Annotated in this window: 16 protein-coding genes; 8 read left to right on the forward strand and 8 right to left on the reverse strand. The window is 65.3% G+C overall.

Going from position 1 to position 14,999, the window contains the following annotated elements; translation table 11 throughout:
- Positions 1-187: 187 nt before the first annotated feature.
- Together VGM61_RS14385 and purE are read right to left on the reverse strand one after the other, a co-directional pair.
- Positions 188-1,342, reverse strand: a complete 1,155-nt coding sequence (locus tag VGM61_RS14385) for a 5-(carboxyamino)imidazole ribonucleotide synthase (protein WP_331523519.1) — start codon at positions 1,340-1,342, stop codon at positions 188-190.
- Positions 1,339-1,842, reverse strand: a complete 504-nt coding sequence (gene purE / locus VGM61_RS14390; protein WP_331523520.1) for a 5-(carboxyamino)imidazole ribonucleotide mutase — start codon at positions 1,840-1,842, stop codon at positions 1,339-1,341. The genes VGM61_RS14385 and purE overlap by 4 nt, the downstream gene beginning before the upstream one ends.
- A gap of 64 nt (positions 1,843-1,906) precedes the next feature.
- Here purE and VGM61_RS14395 point away from each other — a divergent pair, with 64 nt between their 5' ends.
- The 4 genes from VGM61_RS14395 (at position 1,907) to VGM61_RS14410 (ending at position 5,923) form a co-directional block, all read left to right on the forward strand.
- A complete protein-coding gene (locus VGM61_RS14395) occupies positions 1,907-2,179 on the forward strand; it encodes a Trm112 family protein (protein ID WP_331523521.1) in 273 nt (90 codons plus the stop codon).
- Positions 2,180-2,275: 96 nt separating this feature from the next.
- Entirely contained in the window at positions 2,276-4,561 is a 2,286-nt protein-coding gene (locus VGM61_RS14400) for a DUF1631 domain-containing protein (protein WP_331523523.1), read from the forward strand.
- A complete protein-coding gene (gene nadC / locus VGM61_RS14405; protein ID WP_331523524.1) occupies positions 4,558-5,427 on the forward strand; it encodes a carboxylating nicotinate-nucleotide diphosphorylase in 870 nt (289 codons plus the stop codon). The genes VGM61_RS14400 and nadC overlap by 4 nt, the downstream gene beginning before the upstream one ends.
- Before the next feature lie 46 nt (positions 5,428-5,473).
- Complete coding sequence (locus tag VGM61_RS14410) at positions 5,474-5,923, forward strand: DUF3301 domain-containing protein (protein ID WP_331523525.1); 450 nt, start codon at positions 5,474-5,476, stop codon at positions 5,921-5,923.
- Between the two features lie 4 nt (positions 5,924-5,927).
- On the opposite strand, the gene VGM61_RS14415 is transcribed toward VGM61_RS14410, so the two are convergent.
- The 5 genes from VGM61_RS14415 to petA form a co-directional block, all read right to left on the reverse strand.
- On the reverse strand, positions 5,928-6,353 hold the full coding sequence (locus VGM61_RS14415; RefSeq protein WP_331523583.1) for a ClpXP protease specificity-enhancing factor: 426 nt from the start codon (positions 6,351-6,353) through the stop codon (positions 5,928-5,930).
- A gap of 26 nt (positions 6,354-6,379) precedes the next feature.
- A complete protein-coding gene (locus tag VGM61_RS14420) occupies positions 6,380-7,006 on the reverse strand; it encodes a glutathione S-transferase N-terminal domain-containing protein (protein WP_331523527.1) in 627 nt (208 codons plus the stop codon).
- 78 nt (positions 7,007-7,084) lie between these two features.
- On the reverse strand, positions 7,085-7,831 hold the full coding sequence (locus VGM61_RS14425) for a cytochrome c1 (RefSeq protein ID WP_414694883.1): 747 nt from the start codon (positions 7,829-7,831) through the stop codon (positions 7,085-7,087).
- Positions 7,824-9,098, reverse strand: coding sequence for a cytochrome bc complex cytochrome b subunit (locus VGM61_RS14430; RefSeq protein ID WP_331523528.1), 1,275 nt, complete (start codon positions 9,096-9,098; stop codon positions 7,824-7,826). Before VGM61_RS14430 ends, VGM61_RS14425 begins: the two co-directional genes overlap by 8 nt.
- Positions 9,098-9,697 (reverse strand): ubiquinol-cytochrome c reductase iron-sulfur subunit, encoded by a 600-nt coding sequence (petA, locus tag VGM61_RS14435; RefSeq protein WP_331523529.1) that lies wholly within the window; start codon positions 9,695-9,697, stop codon positions 9,098-9,100. Before petA ends, VGM61_RS14430 begins: the two co-directional genes overlap by 1 nt.
- A gap of 199 nt (positions 9,698-9,896) precedes the next feature.
- Between petA and VGM61_RS14440 the strand changes: the two genes are divergently transcribed.
- Positions 9,897-11,114, forward strand: coding sequence for a S1C family serine protease (locus VGM61_RS14440; protein WP_331523530.1), 1,218 nt, complete (start codon positions 9,897-9,899; stop codon positions 11,112-11,114).
- On the opposite strand, the gene VGM61_RS14445 is transcribed toward VGM61_RS14440, so the two are convergent.
- Entirely contained in the window at positions 11,098-12,075 is a 978-nt protein-coding gene (locus VGM61_RS14445; RefSeq protein ID WP_331523531.1) for a lytic transglycosylase domain-containing protein, read from the reverse strand. The two genes, VGM61_RS14440 and VGM61_RS14445, sit on opposite strands and share 17 nt — an antisense overlap.
- A 91-nt stretch (positions 12,076-12,166) precedes the next feature.
- Here VGM61_RS14445 and miaB point away from each other — a divergent pair, with 91 nt between their 5' ends.
- Genes miaB through ybeY form a run of 3 tightly spaced genes read left to right on the forward strand, consistent with a single transcriptional unit; the run spans position 12,167 to position 14,992 of the window.
- Positions 12,167-13,516 (forward strand): tRNA (N6-isopentenyl adenosine(37)-C2)-methylthiotransferase MiaB, encoded by a 1,350-nt coding sequence (miaB, locus tag VGM61_RS14450; RefSeq protein ID WP_331523532.1) that lies wholly within the window; start codon positions 12,167-12,169, stop codon positions 13,514-13,516.
- Between the two features lie 26 nt (positions 13,517-13,542).
- Positions 13,543-14,535, forward strand: coding sequence for a PhoH family protein (locus tag VGM61_RS14455; RefSeq protein ID WP_331523533.1), 993 nt, complete (start codon positions 13,543-13,545; stop codon positions 14,533-14,535).
- The gene (ybeY, locus tag VGM61_RS14460) at positions 14,510-14,992 is read left to right on the forward strand and encodes an rRNA maturation RNase YbeY (protein WP_331523534.1); all 483 of its coding nucleotides are present in this window, start codon (positions 14,510-14,512) and stop codon (positions 14,990-14,992) included. Before VGM61_RS14455 ends, ybeY begins: the two co-directional genes overlap by 26 nt.
- Positions 14,993-14,999: the final 7 nt, after the last annotated feature.

Below are 14,999 nucleotides of genomic sequence, written 5' to 3' on the forward strand. Positions count from 1 at the left end.
CCCCCGACTCCCCTCCGACCCCTGAGTGCAAAGCAAACGCCGCCCGCTGTCCCAACAACCCACCGTAGCGTCCGGAGGGAGGCGTCGGGTGGCGTTTTCGGAACGCTTCCGCAGGACGGCGAAGCCGGACGAGGACTTAGTGAAGAAAATGCCACCCGACGCCTCCCCCCGAAGCCGCCACGCGCTTTTACCCGAGTGCGTCAACGGCTGGTCGCGCCTGCTCTTGCCGGCCTAGGGCTTCGGCGAGCGATGCGACCCGCGAACGCAAGGTGTCGGTGTCCTTCGCGCACACCGTGGCGTGGCCCACCTTGCGGCCGATGCGCGGCTGCTTGCCGTAGTCGTGCCAGTGCGCATCGGTAGCCTTGAGTACCGGTGAGGGATCGGGTAGTTCGCCGATGAAATTGAACATCACGCAGGGGCCGCGGACGCCGGTGTCGCCCAGGGGCATGCCGAGTACCGCGCGCACGTGATTTTCGAACTGGCTGGTGTGGGCGCCTTCGATGGTCCAGTGCCCTGAGTTGTGCACGCGTGGTGCCATTTCGTTGCCGAGCAGCTTGCCGCCGCGCACGAACAGTTCCAGGGCGAAGACGCCGACGTAATCGAGGCGCTCGGCCAGGGTGCGCGCGTGGCGCACGGCATCGACCTGCAGGTTCGAGGGAATGTTCGGCGCTGGGGCCAGGCTGAGCGCAAGCACGCCGTCAGTGTGCCAGTTGCGGGTGAGCGGCCAGGTGCGGAAGTCGCCGTCGCGACCTCGCACGGCCAGTACCGACAACTCCCGGTCGAAGGGCACGAAGGCTTCGAGGATCAGTCCATGGGCTTCGGCCTGGCGGCCTAGCGCGGCCCACGCGGCGTCGGCATCGTCGGAACTGCGCAGCCGGAACTGGCCCTTGCCATCGTAGCCCAGACGGCGTGTTTTCAGGATCGCCGGGGTGCCGATGCGGCTGATCGCCAGATCGAGGTCGGCCCGGGTGTCCACGGGATGGAAATCGGGGGTGTCCAGGCCGCACTCGCGAAACAGGGTTTTCTCGGCCAGGCGGTCCTGGGTCGCGGCCAGGGCCTGGGGCGCCGGGTACACCGGCACGCGCGACGCCAGCCCGGCGGCGGCTTCGGCCGGAACGTTCTCGAAATCGAAGGTGACCACGTCCACGGAGCCGGCGAAGCCCGCCAGGGCCTGGGCGTCGCCGTAGTCGGCCACCAGTAGCGGGCCAACCTGCCCGGCGCACGCATCGGCCGCGCCATCCACCACATAGGTGCGTACGCCCAGGGGTGCGGCGGCCAGGGTGAGCATGCGGGCCAGCTGGCCGCCACCCAGGATGCCAAGCACAGGCTGGCGGCGGCTCATGGGCGGGGGTCCGGCTTGTCGAGTACCGCGGCCGTCTGACGGGCGCGGAATTCGTCCAGGGCGCGGGCCACCGCCGGATCGTGCAGGGCCAGCACGGCAGCGGCCAGGAGGCCGGCATTGCAGGCGCCGGCGCGGCCGATGGCCAGCGTGCCTACCGGGATGCCGGCGGGCATCTGCGCGATGGACAGCAGGGAATCCATGCCATTGAGGGCCTTGGACTGCACCGGCACACCAAATACGGGCAGGCGTGTCTTGGCGGCCAGCATGCCCGGCAAGTGGGCCGCACCGCCTGCGCCGGCGATGATCACCTGCAGACCGCGGCCCACCGCTTCATCGGCGTAGGAGAAAAGGAGGTCCGGCGTGCGGTGCGCCGAGACCACGCGGACCTCGTGCCCGATGCCCAGGTCCGTCAGGATGTTGCAGGCGTGCTCCATGGTCTCCCAATCGGAAGACGAGCCCATTACCACGCCCACGCGGGGCGCCGAAGCCGCTGGAGTCATCGCCTGGATATCCAAAAAAGCGTTATTGTAAGCGCATTCCCGGCATTAGGCATGGCCCCATCCCATGGACAAGCGTCTGCTCGACATCCTCTGCTGCCCCGTCAGCAAGCGCCCGTTGCGAACCCTCAAAGCGGGTGAACTGGAGATGCTCAACGCCGGCATCGAGAAAGGCCAGGTGCAAAACGTGGCGGGCGAGAAAGTCTCCCAGCATGTGGACGAAGGCCTGGTTACTACCGACGGCAAGGTGGTTTATCGGGTGGACGATGGCATTCCCGTCATGCTTCCCGAACAAGGTATTGGTACCGTCCAGTTCAACGAGTGGCCGGCAAACCCTTGAACAGCCCGTCCGTGATAGGGGTCACAAATCAAAACCTGCTTTCCGGCAAACTTGCCGTTCGGAGCGGGGGCTTCCCAAGTGAATCCAGGTGCGGCGATGAGTAACGCCAAAGAGCCTTCCAATGTGGTGGATCTGGGCGCGCGGCTCGACCCGCGAGAAAGCCGGGTGGGAGACCTCCTGATCGCCGTACGCGGTATTGCCACGCAGAAGCTGCACGCGCTGGCCAGCAACATGTTCGAGAATGTCGACGACGCCCTGTTCGACCTCGCCGAGAAGGCCGAGAGCAATGCGGCGCAAACCCAGTATTTCGACGGCATGCGCGAGGTGCGCAAGAAGCGGGCGCTGGTGGAGCGCAGTTTCCTTGGCCAGACCACCCGCGACTTCGCCGATTTCTCCGCCGGCCGTGCCCGCAGCGAACCGGACAACGCCGAGCGCAACGCCTTCATGACCCCTGAGCTTTCGCTCGTTGGCGAAAGTGAGCTTGAGGAATCACTTGCCATCACCAGCATGGTGGGCAAGAACGAAACCCGCATGGCGCGCGCGTTGTTCGCGGTGAACCAGCGCCTTTCAGTGATCTGTGGTGGCACCCGCACCGACGATGCAAACAATCCCATCGGCCCTGGTGCGCTGTCGCAGGCCTTCCGCCAGGCCGTGCGCGAGCTGGGCGTGGATGTCCGGGTGAAGCTGATCATCTACAAGCTGTTCGACCGCTACGTGCTGTCGGGCCTGGATGAGCTCTACGACGAGGTCAACAACGAGCTGGCCAATGCCGGCGTGTTGCCGCAGCTGCGCCATGAACTTCCCGGACGCCGGACCGACGGCGCGAGCCCGCGCGTTTCGACCGACGGCACGCCCCTGCCCGCCGAATACGCAGCCGAGGAAGGCGCCCCCGGCGACTACACCGCCGACATCATGCTTACCCTGCAGTCGCTTTTCAGCGCCCGGCGCGGCGCGGTGGGCCACGGCGGCCAGGCTGGCGGGGGCGCGGCAGGCAGCCACTACGCAGCCGGCCCGGCGGGGCCACCACCGAGCCCGGCGGAACTGCTGGGCGCACTCACCCTGCTGCAGAGCCAGATTGCCGGGACCACGCAAGGCCTGCCGCTCAGCCCTGCCGAGAGCAATGCAGAAGTTGGCCACCTGAAGGAACAGCTGCTGCTGCAGCTGGGCCAGTTGCGTGGCCAACCGTCCACGCACGTGGCCAGCATGGACGAGGACACCATTGATCTGGTCGGCATGCTTTTCGAGTTCATCCTCGAAGACCGCAACCTCCCGGCCGAGATGCAGGTGCTGCTGGCTCGCCTGCAGATTCCTTACCTGAAGGTTGCGTTGATCGACCGGCGCATGTTCGCCCATCGCAACCATCCGGCGCGTCGCCTGCTTGACGCGCTGGCCGATGCCGGCAAGGGCTGGTCGCTGGATGCCGACCGCGACCACCGCCTGTACGACAAGGTCAAATCCATCGTCGATCGTCTGCTGCAGGACTTCGACGACGACATGCACATCTTCGACCGGTTATCGGGCGAGTTGCAGGAGTTCCTGGACGTCGGCCGCAAGCGCGCTGAGCTTGCCGAGCAGCGCGTGGCCGAATCCACCCGTGGCCGCGAGAAACTCGAGCAGGCGCGCCGCCGCGCCGCACGCGAGATCGTCGACCGCATCGGCCAGCGGCACCTGCCGGCGCTGGCGCATGGGGTGCTCACGCGGGCCTGGGCCAACTATCTGGTGCTGACCCTGCTGCGCCAGGGTGATGAGTCTCCCGAATTTCGCGAGGCCCTTCGCTTCGTCGATGATTTCATCGCCACCGTGCAGCCGATGTCCGATGCCACCACACGCCAGCTGCTGCGTAACCGCCTGCCCTTCATCGAGCGCAACCTGCGCCGGGGCCTGACTGCGGTGGCGTTCCAGGAAGCGGACACCGAACAACTGATGACGCAGCTGCAGGAGTTCTACCGCCAGCAGCTGGGCGAAGTACGGGCGCCGTCGCCGGATACCCCGGCCGCGCCACTGCCGATCCCCGATTCCATCCAGGCCATCGTCGAACCGGAACTGCTCGAACCCGAAGACCACGACCTGGGCATCGACGACGATGCCATCGCCGACAACTTCCTGGCCCAGGCCGCGGAGTTGCGCGTAGGCCAGTGGGTGGCCTTCGCCGACCAAGACGACAACAGCGAGCGCGCCAAGCTGTCGTGGATCAGCCCGATCAGCGGCCGCTACCTGTTCGTCAACCGCCGTGGCCTGAAAGTGGCCGACCACAGCCAGGTGTCGTTGGCTGCCGCGCTCGCCAACGGCCGCGCCACGGTACTCGAATCCGCATTGCTGTTCGACCGGGCGATGGACGCCATCGTCGAGAAGCTGCGCCAGCCAGGTTCCGATACTCCATGACCACACCGCCTTCCCCGGCTGCGCCGCTGGCGCGGCCGGATCCCATTCGCGTGGACGCCGATGTGGCGCGCGCCCTGGCCGAGGACATCGGCGGCGGCGACGTCACCGCCGACCTCCTTCCCCGCGATGCTACGGCCAGCGCGGTGCTGACCTGCCGCGAAGACGCTGTCCTTGCCGGACAGGACTGGTTCGACGCCTGTTTCCGTCATCTTGACCCGCACGCGGTGATCCACTGGCACGCGGCCGACGGCGATCGCCTTGCCGCCGGCCAGGTGGTCTGCATGCTTCACGGCAGCGCCCGTGCCCTGGTAACGGCCGAGCGTTCGGCGCTGAATTTTCTGCAGCTGCTTTCGGGTACGGCCACCACCACCGCCCGCTTCGTGGCGGAAGTCGCCGGCACCCGCACGCGCATCCTGGACACACGCAAGACACTCCCGGGCCTGCGCATGGCACAGAAGTACGCCGTGCTTTGCGGCGGCGGTACCAATCACCGGGTGGGCCTGTTCGACGCCATCCTGGTGAAGGAAAACCACATCATGGCCGCCGGCGGCATCGACCGCGCCGTCAGCGCCGGTCGCACCATGCATCCTCGGCTGCTGCTGGAAGTGGAGGTGGAGACGCTCGATGAACTGCGCCAGGCCATCGACGCCGGCGTCGACCGCATCCTGGTGGACAACTTCACCCACGAGAACCTTCTCGAAGCGGTACGCATGGCCGATGGCCGCGTACCCCTGGAGGTATCGGGCAATGTGGAGATCGCCTCGCTGGCGCGGATCGCCGCCACGGGCGTCGACTTCATTTCCAGTGGCGCCCTGACCAAACACGTGCGGGCGATCGACCTTTCGCTGCGACTTCAGCTGGATTAGCCCTTAAGCGCTTGCGAGTGGGGCCCGGCGGCCACACACTGCTTCCATGCTTTCGCTTACCGACCTTTTCGTCATGCTTGCGCTATGCGGCCTGGTGGCCTCATGGATCGGGCTGACCGCTGCGCGGGAGCGCGCCGTGGCGCAGGCATCGCGGTTGTGCAGCGAGCGCGACGTGCAGTTGCTGGACCAGAGCGTGGCGCTATCGGCCCTTCGCCTGTACCGGCATGACGGCCAGTTGGGCGTGGAAGTGCGCTATGGCTTCGAAGTGAGCCTGGACGGCCGCACACGGCAGCGGGGCCAGATCTGGATGCGGGGACGCCGGGTAGCCCGGCTGGTGATACCCGAGCGGGATGTATCGGCCCTGGCGTCTGCCGAGCCCGATTACCCCGAAGCCGTCTATGGCCCCCGGCGGCCACCGGTCACGCCCAGGCGCATTGCCGAGGGCAGTACCGACAACGTCATCCCGTTCCGGCCAAAGCCGAAAGATCCTTCGTAAGAAGTTACTTCACCACCCTCAGGTGCGGCGCGCCGCGCTTGGGACGGTCGTCGGACGGCGGCGGCTCGGAGTCGCCGTCGGCGTCGTTGCCACCACCACCCTCGCCCGCCACCGAGGCATTTTCGTCGGCCGGGAACATCATGCCCTGGCCGTTCTCCTGCGCGTACAGCGCCAGCACCGCCGCCACCGGGATGCTGATCGACTGGCTCACGCCGGAAAAACGTGCCTGGAAGCTGATGACATCGTTGCCGAGGTCGAGATTGGCCACGGCTCGCATGGCCAGATTAAGCACCACCTGGCCGTTCTTGATCACATGGCTGGGCACTTTCACCCCGGCCTGGCCAGCATCGACCAGCACATAGGGGGTAAGCCCGTTGTCGCTGATCCAGTCGTAGATCGCACGTAACAGGTACGGGCGATTGGAAGTCATGCCGGTGGGTTCGCTGGTTTCAGTCATTACAGTTCGCGCATCGCTTTTTCTTCAGGCGTCAGGCTACGAGCAAACCCCTGGGTGTGGAATAGCCGTTCGCCGTAATCGATGATCGGCTTGCCGTCCTTGCCCAGGTCAATCCCAAGCATGGACAGGCGCCAGACCACCGGCGCCACCAGGCAATCGGCAAGGCTCATTTCCGGATTCAGGAAGAAACGCGAGGCCTTGAACAGCGGCAGCGCCTCGAGCAGGTGCTCGCGCAGCCGCTTGCGGGCGGCCTCGGCGGGCTTGCCGCCGGCACGGATCACGTTGATCTCGGGTAGCCAGTCGCGCTCGATGCGCACCGAGGCCAGACGCAGGCGGGCCCGGGACAGCGGGTCGATCGGCATCAGCGGCGGGTGCGGGTAGCGCTCGTCGAGGTACTCGCACACCACAGAGGTGTCGTAGAGCGTGAGGTCGCGATCGACCAGGGTCGGCAAGGTGCCATAGGGATTGAGGTCGACGAGGTCGGCCGGCGGTTTCTCCGGGTCGACCATCACGCGTTCGTAGCTGACGCCCTTGGCGGCAAGCACGAGGCGCGTACGGTGACACTGGACGTCCTCGGCGGTGGTGTAGAGCGCGAGTACGGTCCGCGAACGGGCGTTTTGCACCATAACCTTGCTCTCCTCCCCTGGGAAATGCCGGCTTAGCCTACCCTATGAAGAAGGGCGGCTTGCGCCGCCCTTGCGCCCTTAGTGGACGTCCTTCCAGTACTCATGCTTGAGCATATACGCCAGGAAGGTGAAACCGGCCAGGAACAGGATCACCCATACGCCCATCGACTGCCGCTGGAGCGCCGCGGGCTCGGCCGCGTATTCCAGGAAGGCGGTGAGGTCGCGGGTGGCACCCTTGAACTGCTCCGGGGTCATGCGACCGGGCTGGGCCAGTTCCAGTTTCTCGACCGCGGCCTCGCCCTGGGCATCGGGCTTACCCTTGATCGCCACCTGCACACCCTGCAGTTCCCATAGCGGGTTCGGCATCGAGGCGTTGGCGAAGATGGTGTTGTTCCAGCCCACCGGGCGGGACGGGTCAAGGTAGAAGGAGTTGAGGTAATTGAATACCCAGTCCTGGCCCTTGGCGCGCACTTCCAGGGAAAGATCCGGCGGTGCCTTGCCGAACCACTCCTTGGCGGAATCCTCCGGCATGTGCGAGACCACCGTTTCACCGAACTTAGCGCCGGTGAAATTGAGGTTGTCCATCACATCCTGCTCGGAGAGCCCGAGGTCCTCGGCAATGCGCGAGTAGCGCACGTATTTGAGCGAGTGGCAGCCTACGCAGTAATTGAAGAACAACTTGGCGCCGCGCTGCAGCGAGGCGGTGTCGTTCACGTTGGCACCGGCGGCCGGCATCTCCGGGCCTTCCTCGGCCATGACAGCGGACGTACCGCCGACGAAGAGGCCGAAGGCGAGTGCGATGGTGGAGAAATACCGCTTAGTCATGCGTCGTCACCCGTTCCGGAACCGGCTTGGTCTTCTCCCAGCCGAAATGCGTGTAAGCCCACAGCCCAAGGAAGAACCCGAAGTAGACGATGGTCCAGACCCGGCCGAAGAAGATTTCCCACGAAGGCATGATCTCGGCGATGACACCCGCACCGACCGCGCCCAGCGCGACGAACGACAGGACGAAGCCGAACAGCAACACCTTGAAGCCCGCGCCGCGGTAGCGGATGGAACGCACCTGGCCGCGATCAATCCACGGCACCAGGAACAGCAGCACGATGGCGGCGAACATGGCCAGCACGCCCCACACGGCCGTGCCGAACATCGACGGGATCATGCGCAGGATCGCGTAGAACGGCGTGAAGTACCACACCGGCTTGATGTGCGTGGGCGTGACCAGGTTGTTGGCCGGGATGAAGTTGTCGTGCTCTAAGAACCAGCCGCCGAAGGTGGGCGCGAAGAAGATGATGAATGCCGCGATCATCAGGAAGAAGCCGACGCCGACCAGATCCTTCACCGTGTAGTACGGGTGGAAGGGGATGGCATCGGTGGGCTTGCCTGCATCCCAGCGGTTGCCCTTGGGACCGTGCTTGACATCCACGCCGTCGGGATTGTTCGAACCTACTTCATGCAGGGCGGCCAGGTGCAGCACCACCAGCAACAGAAGCACGATCGGCAAGGCGATCACGTGCAGGGCGAAGAAGCGGTTGAGAGTGGCATCGGCGGGCAGGAAGTCGCCCATGATCCATTCCACCAGGGCGTGGCCCACGTAAGGAAGGGTGCCGAACAGCGAGATGATCACCTTGGCGCCCCAGAACGACATGTTGCCCCACGGCAGCACGTAGCCCATGAAGGCCTCGGCCATCAGCACCAGGAAGATCAGCATGCCCAGCAGCCACACCAGTTCGCGCGGCTTCTTGTACGAGCCGTACATCAGGCCGCGGAACATGTGCAGGAACACCACGATGAAGAACAGCGAGGCGCCGGTGGAGTGCATATAACGAATGAGCCAGCCCCACTCCACATCGCGCATGATGTACTCGACCGAATTGAACGCCTCCAGGGCGCTGGTCTTGTAGTTCATGGTGAGGAAGATGCCGGTGACGATCTGGTTGACCAGCACCAGCAGCGCGAGCGAGCCGAAGTAGTACCAAAGATTGAAATTCTTCGGTGCGTAGTACTCCGTCATGTGCTTGCGGTACGTCGGCGCCAGGTTCGGCGCGCGCTCGTTGACCCAATCGCCCATGCGGGTGAATACATTAGCCATTAGCCAGCCCCCTTCGGGTCGACGCCAATCTGGATCGTGTTGTCGTCCACGAAGTGGTACGGCGGCACCGGCAGGTTCTTCGGGGCGGGAACGCCCTGGAAAACGCGGCCGGCCAGGTCGTATCGTGACTTATGGCAGGGGCAGTAGAAGCCACCCTTCCAGTTCGGGTCGAACGGCTCGGGCTTCATCACCGGTTCGAAGTCAGGCACGCAACCTAAGTGCGTGCAAAGGCCCACCACCACCAGCCACTCGGGCTTGATGGAACGGGTGGCGTTCTGCGCGTACTTCGGCTGCTGGTCGGTCACCTCGGACTTCGGATCCGTCAGGCGGACGTCGAGCGAGGGAAGCGCGGCAAGCTGTTCCTTGGTGCGGTTAACCACGAATACCGGTTGGCTACGCCAGGCAAAAGTTACCTTCTGCCCTGGCTCGATCTTCGAGATGTCGGCGGTAACCGGTGCACCGGCGGCTTTCGCGCGGGCGCTCGGCTCCCAGGATTTAATGAAGGGCACGACCGCCGCCACCACTCCCACACCACCCACCACTGCCGTGGTGATGGTGAGGAAACGGCGTCGGCCGTGATCGACGACTTCGTTCGCCATCAGGCTCTCCGGAACATATGCCATTGAGATGCGGGTTTTCACCACCCGCAAAAATCGCGTTAGTGTAGCGTTTGGTCCGGGGGCACACAATAAAACTGAACGCGTTGACTTACACTGATGCGTCCGGTCCGTGGTCAATCCCCGTATCGGCACCGATTGGCCGCCCATCCGACGACCGTCCGAAGGACCCGCTCTACCCATGAAACCGGCCGCCCGCGGCATCGCCTTCATCGCCCAGTTCGTCGTGTTGGGGTTGGCGGTTGCCTTTACCATCGGCCTGGTCTGGCCCGGCACCGGTCAGGTCCTGCGGGAGCGTCTGGGCTTCGGGCCCTCGCCAGCCGCGCCGTCGACCGTGGCCACGCCACCGGTTGCGTCAGGCCCTGCCAGCTACGCAGACGCCGTCAGCCGCGCCGCGCCGGCGGTGGTGAACATCTATGCCAACCGCCTGGTGAGCGAACAGCCCTCACAAGTTTTTGCTGATCCGGTGATGCAGCGCATCCTGCGCGTGCCCACCGGGCCGGTTACCAAACGCCGCGAGCAGAATCTGGGATCCGGGGTGATCGTCTCGCCGGATGGTTATGTTTTGACCAACAATCATGTGATCGCCAGCGCCTACGACATCCAGGTACTGCTCTACGACGGCAGGGTGTTCAAGGCACGCGTGGTGGGCTCGGACGACGAAACAGACCTGGCGGTGCTGAAGATCGAAGCCGGGAGCCTGCCAGAAATTCCCCTTGCCGCCCCGGCCCATAAGCAACGTGTGGGCGATGTGGTGCTGGCCATCGGCAACCCCTTCGGCATCGGCCAGACGGTGACCATGGGCATCATCAGCGCCATGGGCAGACAGTTGAACCTCTCCAGCCCGGAAATCTTCATCCAGACCGATGCGGCCATCAACCTGGGCAATTCCGGCGGTGCGCTGGTCAATGCCTATGGCGAGCTGGTGGGCATCAACACAGCGCTGATCGGCCAGGCGGTGGGTGCCGAGGGCATTGGTTTTGCCATCCCGGTGGCCAGCGCCAAGCAGGTGCTGGACCAGATCATCGCCACCGGCCACGTCACCCGCGGCTGGATGGGCGCCGACTACGGCGCCGTTGCCGTCTCGGCGGACAGCGGCCTGCCTTCGGCCGCGCGCGGCGTGATGGTGAACGATGTCTACCCCGGCGGCCCCGCTGCGAACGCGGGCATCCAGCCCCGCGACGTGCTGCTGCGTTTCGGCGACACGGGCATCGTCGACCCCAACGACCTGCGCCGCCGCGAGGCCATGCAGGCGCCGGGCAGCACGGTGAATGTCTCAGGATTGCGTAACGGCATACCGTTCACTGCACCGGTGAAGATGGTGCAGCGTCCGCCAATTCCGGTGCAGCCGGCAGCCAATGCCCAGGGCGCCTCGCCGGCGATCACTCCGCAGCGTTAGCCCGCAAGGCCAGCGGTGCACCCGCCCGCACGGCGGCGCCGTAGCGGCGGCGGAGGATACCCACGCGCTCGACATAGACCTGGGTCTCGGCGTAGGGGGGCACCCCGTTGTACTTCTCCACCGAGCGCTGTCCCGCGTTGTAGGCCGCAGCCGCCAGGCGCTCATTGCCGTTGAAGGCGCGCAGCAGGATCGCAAGGTATCGCGCACCGCCCCGGATATTCTGTTCGGCGTCGAAGGCATCGGCCACGCCCATGTCGCGGCCCGTCCCGGGCATCAACTGCATCAGGCCCTGGGCGCCCTTGATCGACAATGCGCGCGGGTTGTACCCGCTTTCGGCATGGATCACCGCCCGCAACAGGGCCTGATCCACGCCAAATTCGGCGCTGGCCAGGCGGATCACCTCGGCATAGGCGCCCAGGTTCAGAGCCACCGTCTCGAAATTGATCTTCGAATGCAGGTCGCAGGCCACGCATGTGGCGATGTAGCTGAAGAGCATGGTGACCGCGCTGCCCTTCGTACCCGCCGGGGCCACATTGGTGTATTCCACCGTGCCATCGGCACGGGTCACCCGATACACTGAGCCGCGCAGCACCTTCGCCGCCTTCGGCTGGGGCGGCTCTTCGGCGATCGGCAGGGGTTCTTTGGTTTCCTGGTAGTCCCAGTGGCTCTTCGGGGCCACCACCTGGGGAGCGGCCACCACCTTCTGGCCCGGATCGACCTTTGGCGTGGAGGCCGGCGAGACGCCCTGGGCCACGGGCCTTGCGTTCACTGGGCCATGGCGCGAGGGTACGGACACCGGGATATCGAGCTTCTTGCAGTTCTTATATCCCGCCGTGGAGCTGGCGAAGACGGTCTCGCCGGAGGCGCCGGTGCAGCGGTAAAGGGTGGCCGCACACACGGGGCTGGCGAGCCAAAGGGCCGCCAGGGCCAGGAGGATGGTCAGGCGGCCACGATGCGTCATGGCGCAAGTTTGGCCGGAGCGCTTCGAGTTGTCACCCCACGCCGGGCGCCATAGCGGGTAAAATGACCGACCCACCCACCGCGGCAACTCCATGAGCGGCAAGCTTTTCATCAAGACCCACGGCTGCCAGATGAACGAGTACGACTCGGCCAAGATGGCCGACGTGCTCAAGGCTTCGCACGGCCTGGAACTCACCCTCGATGAAACCGAGGCCGATGTGATCCTGGTCAACACCTGCTCGATCCGCGAGAAAGCCCAGGAAAAGGTCTTCAGCCAGCTCGGCCGCTGGAAGGGCTACAAACAACATAAGGAAGGCGTGGTGATCGGCGTCGGCGGTTGCGTGGCTTCGCAGGAAGGTGCAGCCATCGTCTCGCGCGCACCCTATGTCGACCTGGTGTTCGGCCCGCAGACCCTGCACCGCCTGCCCGAACTCATCGACGCCCGCCGCCGCACCGGCAAGCCGCAGGTGGACATCAGCTTTCCCGAGATCGAGAAATTCGACCGCCTGCCGGAGCCCCGCGCCGAAGGGCCCACCGCATTCGTCTCGATCATGGAAGGCTGCTCGAAGTACTGCTCGTACTGCGTGGTGCCCTATACCCGCGGCGAGGAAATCAGCCGGCCCTTCGACGACGTACTGGTGGAAGTGGCCCAACTGGCCGCCCAGGGCGTGCGCGAGGTAAACCTGCTGGGCCAGAACGTCAACGCCTACCGCGGCCCCACGTTCGACGGTGGCGAAGCCGACCTTGCGGTACTGATCCATGCCATCGCCGGCATCGAAGGCATTGGCCGCATCCGCTTCACCACCTCACACCCGCTGGAGTTCTCCGACTCCCTGATCGAGGCCTATGCTTCGGTACCGCAGCTGGCCAACTACCTGCACCTTCCCGTGCAGGCGGGGTCCGACCGCATCCTGTCGGCCATGAAGCGCGGCTACACCGCGATCGAATTCAAGCAGAAGATCCGCAAGCTCCGCGCCGTGCGCCCGGACATCTGCGTGTCGTCGGACTTCATCGTGGGTTTCCCCGGCGAAACGGACGACGATTTCGAAAAAACCATGAAGCTGATCAGCGACGTCGGCTTCGACCAAAGCTTCTCCTTCATCTTCTCCTCCCGTCCGGGCACGCCGGCGGCGAACCTTGCCGACGACACGCCGATGGACGTTAAGCACGCGCGGCTCACCCGCCTGCAGGCTGCCGTCACCGCCAACGCCAACCGCATTAACCAGGCCATGGTCGGCTCGGTGCAGCGGGTGCTGGTGGAAAAGCCCAGCCGCAGGGACCCACGCGAGCTGTCCGGCCGCACCGAGAACATGCGCTACGTGAATTTCCCCGGCGATGCCCGCATGATCGGGACCTTCGTGGACGTCACCATCACCGAGGCGATGTCCAACTCGTTGCGTGGCCGCGTGGCGTTGCCTGACGCGATTGCCGCCACCGCCTGATCCACGATCCGCCCATTCGAGACACCATGACCGACGGCCTTACCCAGCGCGACTTCCCACTCGACCCGGAAAACAACGCGCGCCTTGCCAATCTTTGCGGCCCCTTCGACGAGCACCTGCGCCAGGTGGAACTGCGCCTGGGCGTGGAGATCGACCACCGTGGCAATATCTTCCGCGTGATCGGCGAGGAAGCCGCCGCCAGCACCGCGGAGAAAGTGCTGCGCTCGCTATATCAGGCCACTGAATCCGAGGCACTGACCGGCCCGAGCATCAACCTACACCTGGCCGAGAGCGGCGTGGACGCCTTGAACGCCGACACTGGCGGCACGCAGGAAGTCTCGATCAAGGTCAAACGTGGCGTGATCAAGGGCCGCGGCCCGAACCAGGCGCGCTACCTGCACGCCATCGCCACGCACGACATCAACTTCGGCGTGGGCCCCGCCGGTACCGGCAAGACGTATCTCGCCGTGGCCAGCGCCGTGGAGGCCCTGGAAGCAAACCGCGTGCAGCGTGTGCTGCTGGTGCGTCCGGCGGTGGAAGCCGGCGAGAAGCTCGGCTTCCTGCCTGGTGACCTTAGCCAGAAGGTCGACCCGTACCTGCGTCCACTGTACGACGCGCTGTACGAAATGCTCGGCTTCGAGAAAGTGGCCAAGCTGATCGAACGCAACGTGATCGAAATCGCACCGCTGGCCTATATGCGCGGCCGCACCCTCAACGACTCGTTCGTGATCCTGGACGAAGCGCAGAACACCACGGTCGAGCAGATGAAGATGTTCCTCACCCGCATCGGCTTCGGCACGGTGGCGGTGATCACCGGCGATGTCACCCAGGTCGACCTGCCCCGCCATGTCCGTTCGGGGCTGCGCCACGCGATCGAGGTACTGCGCGGGGTCGACGGCATCAGCTTCACCTTCTATACCTCGCGCGACGTAGTGCGCCATCCGCTGGTAGCCAAGATCGTCCGCGCCTACGAGGCGTTCGAGACCACCGAGAATGCCGACAACACACATACCAGGTAGCGCGGTGACCCTTTCCGTGGGCTACGGCGTGCCACGGGCGGGTGTGCCGTCGGCGGTGAGCTTCCGCACATGGGTGGAAGCCGCCCTTCGCGGGGCAAAACGCCGCAAGGCCACCGAATTGGCCATCCGGATCGTCGGGCTCGACGAAGGCCGGGCACTCAACCGCGACTACCGGGGCAAGGATTACGCCACCAATGTGTTGTCTTTTCCCGCCGAATTACCGCCAGGTGTTGCCCTGCCGCTGATCGGCGATCTTGCCATCTGCGCACCCGTGGTGGCCCGGGAAGCCGCCGAACAAGGCAAGAAGCCTGCCCACCACTGGGCCCACATGACGGTGCACGGCGTGCTTCACCTGCTTGGTTTCGACCACCTGGATGATGCCGACGCTGAGCGCATGGAAGGCCTGGAAACCCGCATCCTGGCGTCCTTAGGCATCCCGGACCCGTACCTTTCCTAGCCGCAAG

The organism is Pinirhizobacter sp., assembly GCF_036499745.1.
Classification (GTDB): Bacteria; Pseudomonadota; Gammaproteobacteria; order Xanthomonadales; family Rhodanobacteraceae; genus Pinirhizobacter.

Bases quoted from the DNA above. Each gene is read 5' to 3' on its own strand.
- VGM61_RS14395 (WP_331523521.1), top strand. From the start codon at position 1,907: ATGGACAAGCGTCTGCTCGACATCCTCTGCTGCCCCGTCAGCAAGCGC.
- VGM61_RS14455 (WP_331523533.1), top strand. From the start codon at position 13,543: ATGACCGACGGCCTTACCCAGCGCGACTTCCCACTCGACCCGGAAAAC.
- VGM61_RS14430 (WP_331523528.1), bottom strand. From the start codon at position 9,098: ATGGCTAATGTATTCACCCGCATGGGCGATTGGGTCAACGAGCGCGCG.
- VGM61_RS14400 (WP_331523523.1), top strand. From the start codon at position 2,276: ATGAGTAACGCCAAAGAGCCTTCCAATGTGGTGGATCTGGGCGCGCGG.
- VGM61_RS14420 (WP_331523527.1), bottom strand. From the start codon at position 7,006: ATGGTGCAAAACGCCCGTTCGCGGACCGTACTCGCGCTCTACACCACC.
- VGM61_RS14410 (WP_331523525.1), top strand. From the start codon at position 5,474: ATGCTTTCGCTTACCGACCTTTTCGTCATGCTTGCGCTATGCGGCCTG.
- nadC (WP_331523524.1), top strand. From the start codon at position 4,558: ATGACCACACCGCCTTCCCCGGCTGCGCCGCTGGCGCGGCCGGATCCC.
- miaB (WP_331523532.1), top strand. From the start codon at position 12,167: ATGAGCGGCAAGCTTTTCATCAAGACCCACGGCTGCCAGATGAACGAG.
- ybeY (WP_331523534.1), top strand. From the start codon at position 14,510: ATGCCGACAACACACATACCAGGTAGCGCGGTGACCCTTTCCGTGGGC.
- VGM61_RS14425 (WP_414694883.1), bottom strand. From the start codon at position 7,831: ATGACTAAGCGGTATTTCTCCACCATCGCACTCGCCTTCGGCCTCTTC.
- purE (WP_331523520.1), bottom strand. From the start codon at position 1,842: ATGACTCCAGCGGCTTCGGCGCCCCGCGTGGGCGTGGTAATGGGCTCG.
- VGM61_RS14445 (WP_331523531.1), bottom strand. From the start codon at position 12,075: ATGACGCATCGTGGCCGCCTGACCATCCTCCTGGCCCTGGCGGCCCTT.
- VGM61_RS14415 (WP_331523583.1), bottom strand. From the start codon at position 6,353: ATGACTTCCAATCGCCCGTACCTGTTACGTGCGATCTACGACTGGATC.
- VGM61_RS14440 (WP_331523530.1), top strand. From the start codon at position 9,897: ATGAAACCGGCCGCCCGCGGCATCGCCTTCATCGCCCAGTTCGTCGTG.
- petA (WP_331523529.1), bottom strand. From the start codon at position 9,697: ATGGCGAACGAAGTCGTCGATCACGGCCGACGCCGTTTCCTCACCATC.
- VGM61_RS14385 (WP_331523519.1), bottom strand. From the start codon at position 1,342: ATGAGCCGCCGCCAGCCTGTGCTTGGCATCCTGGGTGGCGGCCAGCTG.